6 protein-coding genes are annotated in these 4,692 nt (G+C 31.5%); 5 read left to right on the forward strand and 1 reads right to left on the reverse strand.

Annotated features, from left to right (window positions below; translation table 11 throughout):
• The first annotated feature begins 236 nt into the window (after positions 1–236).
• The 5 genes from DFQ11_RS14690 to DFQ11_RS14710 all read left to right on the forward strand — a co-directional run bounded on the left by DFQ11_RS14690 (position 237) and on the right by DFQ11_RS14710 (position 4,005).
• Positions 237–695, forward strand: coding sequence for a helix-turn-helix domain-containing protein (locus tag DFQ11_RS14690; protein WP_229791316.1), 459 nt, complete (start codon positions 237–239; stop codon positions 693–695).
• Positions 641–1,489 carry an IS3 family transposase gene (locus DFQ11_RS14695; RefSeq protein ID WP_229791317.1) on the forward strand — a complete coding sequence of 283 codons (849 nt, stop codon included), beginning with the start codon at positions 641–643 and terminating at the stop codon, positions 1,487–1,489. Before DFQ11_RS14690 ends, DFQ11_RS14695 begins: the two co-directional genes overlap by 55 nt.
• Positions 1,490–1,612: 123 nt before the next feature.
• Positions 1,613–2,929: an RNA-directed DNA polymerase gene (locus tag DFQ11_RS14700; protein WP_110476634.1), complete on the forward strand. Its 1,317-nt coding sequence runs from the start codon at positions 1,613–1,615 to the stop codon at positions 2,927–2,929.
• Between the two features lie 157 nt (positions 2,930–3,086).
• Positions 3,087–3,713: a hypothetical protein gene (locus DFQ11_RS14705; RefSeq protein ID WP_110476635.1), complete on the forward strand. Its 627-nt coding sequence runs from the start codon at positions 3,087–3,089 to the stop codon at positions 3,711–3,713.
• Positions 3,714–3,723: 10 nt separating this feature from the next.
• Positions 3,724–4,005, forward strand: a complete 282-nt coding sequence (locus tag DFQ11_RS14710; RefSeq protein ID WP_110476636.1) for a hypothetical protein — start codon at positions 3,724–3,726, stop codon at positions 4,003–4,005.
• Between the two features lie 83 nt (positions 4,006–4,088).
• Here DFQ11_RS14710 and DFQ11_RS14715 read toward each other — a convergent pair whose 3' ends face one another.
• On the reverse strand, positions 4,089–4,589 hold the full coding sequence (locus DFQ11_RS14715) for a hypothetical protein (RefSeq protein WP_146221552.1): 501 nt from the start codon (positions 4,587–4,589) through the stop codon (positions 4,089–4,091).
• Positions 4,590–4,692 lie beyond the last annotated feature (103 nt).

Raw genomic sequence — 4,692 nt, forward strand, 5'->3', positions numbered from 1 at the left:
AACTGTTCGAAATAATAGTAGGAAAGAGAGGGGATTGTCATGAAAAACGAGATCGCTGTCTCAATACACAAAATAACCTTAATCCTCTCTTTTTTTCTTTCTGATTTGATTCCTAATTTATAACTTATATTTATAATCGCTAACTTAAGATACACAAACACGTTGTGCGTCAGCTAAAAAAATGAACTTTCCTGAAATAGGTTGACTAAAAATTAATCAATTAATTACAGTCACTTATGAAAACACAAAATGAACACTGGCTAAAAAAAAGCTACCAAAAAGCAACCTTAGAGACCAAACTTTTAGTCGTTGACCAAATCCTTAGCGGACAATTATCCAACAACCAAGCTTCAAAAAAATACGATGTCCCTCGAACAACCATTACCTATTGGTTAAGAAAATACAGTACCTTAGTACAACAAAATACGGGTATGAGTAAAAACGATGAAATTAAAAAGTTAAAGGAAAAAATTGAAGAACTGGAGTTCCAAAAAGACTTCCAACAAGACATTATCGCGGATATGGAACTTATTACAGGCGTGGATATGTCAAAAAAGTCATTGCCCAAAACATTAGCAAAAGAGATAGAGCAAAAGAAAAAACAGCGTATAAAAGAAAATGGCTCTATGGATGTTTTGGGATATCTAAACAAGCCTTCTACAAAAGACTCAAAACACAACAAAAAAAAGAAATAGATCATCAAAAAATGATCAAGATGGTTAAAGACTACCGCAAACAAGTAGGCTCGAAAACTGGTGGTATTAAACTACATACGGAACTCAAACAAGACTTTATAAACGCTGATATTAAAATAGGTAGAGACAAGTTCTATCGATTCCTAAGACTAAATAACCTTTTGATTCCTAAAACTAAAAATTACATCACTACAACAAACTCAAACCATATGTACAAAAAATATAAAAATCTGGTGAAAGACCACGTGCCTACTCGGCCAGAACAACTTTGGGTTAGCGATATCACTTACATTAAAACACAATACGGCCATAATTATTTAGCTATTGTTACAGATGCCTATTCTAAGCAAATTATGGGATATAAACTCGATAACCATATGAGAACATCACTTTGTTCCGAGGCGCTAGCTATGGCTATTAAAAATAGAAAATACCCTGATCAAAAGCTTATTCATCATTCGGATAGAGGTTTTCAGTACTGTAATCCTAAATATACAGAATTTGCTGAAAGCAATAACATCACAATGAGTATGACCGAGCAATACGACCCTTATGAAAACGCTGTTGCTGAACGAATCAACAGAACGCTTAAATATGAATATGGTCTAAAAAAAACCATTAAAAACACTGAATTAGCTCAAAAAATGACTGCGCAAGCTGTATATATTTATAACAATCTAAGAACTCATTTTAGCCTAGATCTCAGAAAACCAGCAGAGGTACATTTAAATCCAAACATCAAATACAAATCATATCGAAAAAATAAGGTAAATTTACCTGAGCTTAAGATTTAAAAATAGACCTAGTTCAAACTATTTTTTTGCCTTCTAAACGGCTTAAAAAAAATCTTTTGAACGTGTAAACAATAACAAAAAAGAGTCAACCTATATCAGTATAATACAAAACAGAAAACGTAAATGAAAATTGAAAGGGCTTCTTTTGACAAAATCTTCGCTTCTAAATTTTGGACAAAGCTGAGAGAAAGTATTGTACCATTTGGAGAAACACCTGAGAAGACCGAATTCCTTGACAAACTCTATAAAGGAATTACTGATTTTACATACAACCCTAAGAACCCCAGAGATTACATTGTCATAAACAAACACAATGGAATTTCGAGATATGTGCCTACTTTCTCTCGACAAGACTACTGTGTTTTCTTCTTGTGCATTAAACTATTGGAAAATGAGATTGCAGTAAACCGTGTCGAAGGAACATTTGGCGGTTGGACATTAGGTAACCCAATTCGACTCAAAGAAGAGCAAGAAATATTAGAGTTAGACTACATTCCGTTCAATACAATCAATGAACTTGATTGGATTCAAGAGTGGCAATCCTTTCAGAACATTGCGAAAAAATATCGTGACTTAGACGATTGGCAGTGCTTCATAAATTTAGATATAGCAAATTTTTATGACTGTGTAAACCTTACCATTCTTGAGCGAAAGATTCGTCATGTAGTTCCTAAAGCTAAACAAGATGTCGTAACACTTCTTTTTCATTTTCTTCAAAATTGGAATAAGAAGTTAGAAGGCTACAACCTAAAGACCGTTGGTATTCCACAGGACGAAATTGGCGACTGCTCAAGGATTTTAGCAAATTTCTACTTGCAAGACTATGACCTTATTATGAGTGAAATTTGTGATAAATATGGAGCGAAATACATAAGATTCGCTGATGATCAAATTATCTACGCCAAGGACATTTTGGTCGCAAAAAATATTTTATTTGAAGCTTCTCGTGAACTCTTAAAAGTCAACCTAAATTTCAACAGTAGCAAAGTCAGAGAATTTAAGTCCAAAGAAGAATTCGATATTTATTGGGCTTTCGAATTATTTGAATTGTTAAAGGACAAGACAGACAAAGACTTAATAAATTTAGCAGTAGAGAAATACTTCAAACTTTTAGATTCTAATATCAGGTTTAGAGATAATTCTGTATTGAAACGAATATTGACTGTTGACAATAAATTGATTGAGCCAAAATTCAGACACAGACTAATCGCAATGTTTTTCAACCCTGACTTTCTTGCTCAATTAACACTTTGGCATTTTAAAAGAATTAGGGAATTTATAGACAACGACAACGAGTTCTTTGGGGAGCTTGACTCTATGGTCGAAACTGTTCCATTTAACTCATACCAATACAATCTGTTGGCATTTTACAAAAAGGAAAGAAAGGACTTTGATTGTAGTGAATTAGAAAAAAGAATTGAAGAACTAAGATTAAAATAAAGCCGAACGCACAACAATGGCTAAGAAAACATAGGGCAGACAAGGCTTTTAGAAAGGTTCGCTCTCTTAACAAACTTCAGTTTCGGTGGACAGTAAAGTGCTTCGAAACCCCTACGTTTCTTAGCCGAGCCGTTGTAAACAATTTACCAACAACCTGATGAAAATATATATTTTAGAAGCTTTAATTTATTCTATTATTCCAACTTTGATTGTTTTATATATTACTGAAAAAGTAAAAGGAAACGTAAAAAATAATTTTGACAAAAAACTTGAGCAATTAAAAAAAGACCACAATATAGAAATTACAAAGTTTCAAGCGGAAATTAGCGCTTTAAAAGCTCAAGAAAACTTTAAATTCACTAAACTACACGAAAAAAGACTTATCGTTTTAGAAAATATTTATAAACTTCTAAATGTTACCTCAAAAGAGTTAAGTGTATATGTCTCACCTATTAAATTCACACCTGAAAACATTCAATATGAAGATTATGAAAATAATCAACAAATAAATTATGTAAATGCTCACAATAACTTTGTCAGTTTCTTTAATGATAATAAAATTTACTTAAACGAAAATGTGATTGAGTTAATAGATAACTATCTAAATGCAATGAGTGAAATATATAATGATTATTCTACTAATCATATATTAAAAAATATGGGAGACAATTCGAATGCTGAAATACGCATAAAAGCAATCACTGCATATAAAAAAATGCCTGAAAAAGTTAATCCTATTAAAAAGGAAATTGAAAATAAGTTTAAAGAAATACTTGAAAAATAAAAGATAAATTATGAAAAAAGCACTATTACTTTTACCGTTTTTATTTTTTGCTTGTTCATCAAACGATGACAATAATGAACAAGAAGCAGATAATGACTTTTGGCGTTTGACACTCGAAACCGAATGCGATAATAACGCAACATCTTTTAGTTTCTGCATTACCGAAGAAAACTACGAAGAAGCTTTATCCTCAATCATATTCAACGAACCTTGCAACTGGATTGAAGCGATAGATATTGATGGAAACACACGTGAGGGATATTTTGGAATGGGAATAAATATCTGCGAATGAGAATTAAAAATTTTACGGTAGCAAAATGTGGACTAAATTAAATAAAAACTGTTTACAACAACGTTGTTGGCAACTGGCTTTTTTCAACTCGAAGCCCATAACATTGACATTAAATTACTAATTAATTCTTTTGGCGACATATCAAATCCGTTATTGTTTTTCGTTTGATTTATTGTTTTTAGATTCATTCCGCTATTTAATAATTCAAATGCGGTTGTGTTATCCACTTCATAGATTTTTGAATGAAGATTGGTTTTTATTTCATTTCCAGCATATTCAATTTCCGATTTTTTGGTGATTTTTTCAGCACCAATTTGGGAATTGATTGTCAATTCCGCTATTTGAGTTTTATCCAATTCAATAGTTTGCTTTTTACTTTGTCGTATTATTGTTAGGATAATTGAAACTATTAGTAAAGCACCAGAAGCAAATAATGAAATCAGATAAACGCTTTTCATTAAATCACTTTTAGGAAACCAAAACGAAATGAAAAACAACAACATAAACAATCCAAAAATCAGAAACGAGAAATTCAGATTTCGGTTGGCTTTTTTCAATTCAGATGTTACAATGTTTATTCTCATTCGGTTTTTGTATTATACTGATATAGGTTGACCTTTTTTTAGGTTAATTTATACCGTTCAAAAGATTTTTTTCAGCCGTTTAGAAGGCAAAAAAAATAGTTTG

The sequence above is a fragment of the Winogradskyella epiphytica genome (assembly GCF_003217215.1).
GTDB lineage: Bacteria > Bacteroidota > Bacteroidia > Flavobacteriales > Flavobacteriaceae > Winogradskyella > Winogradskyella epiphytica.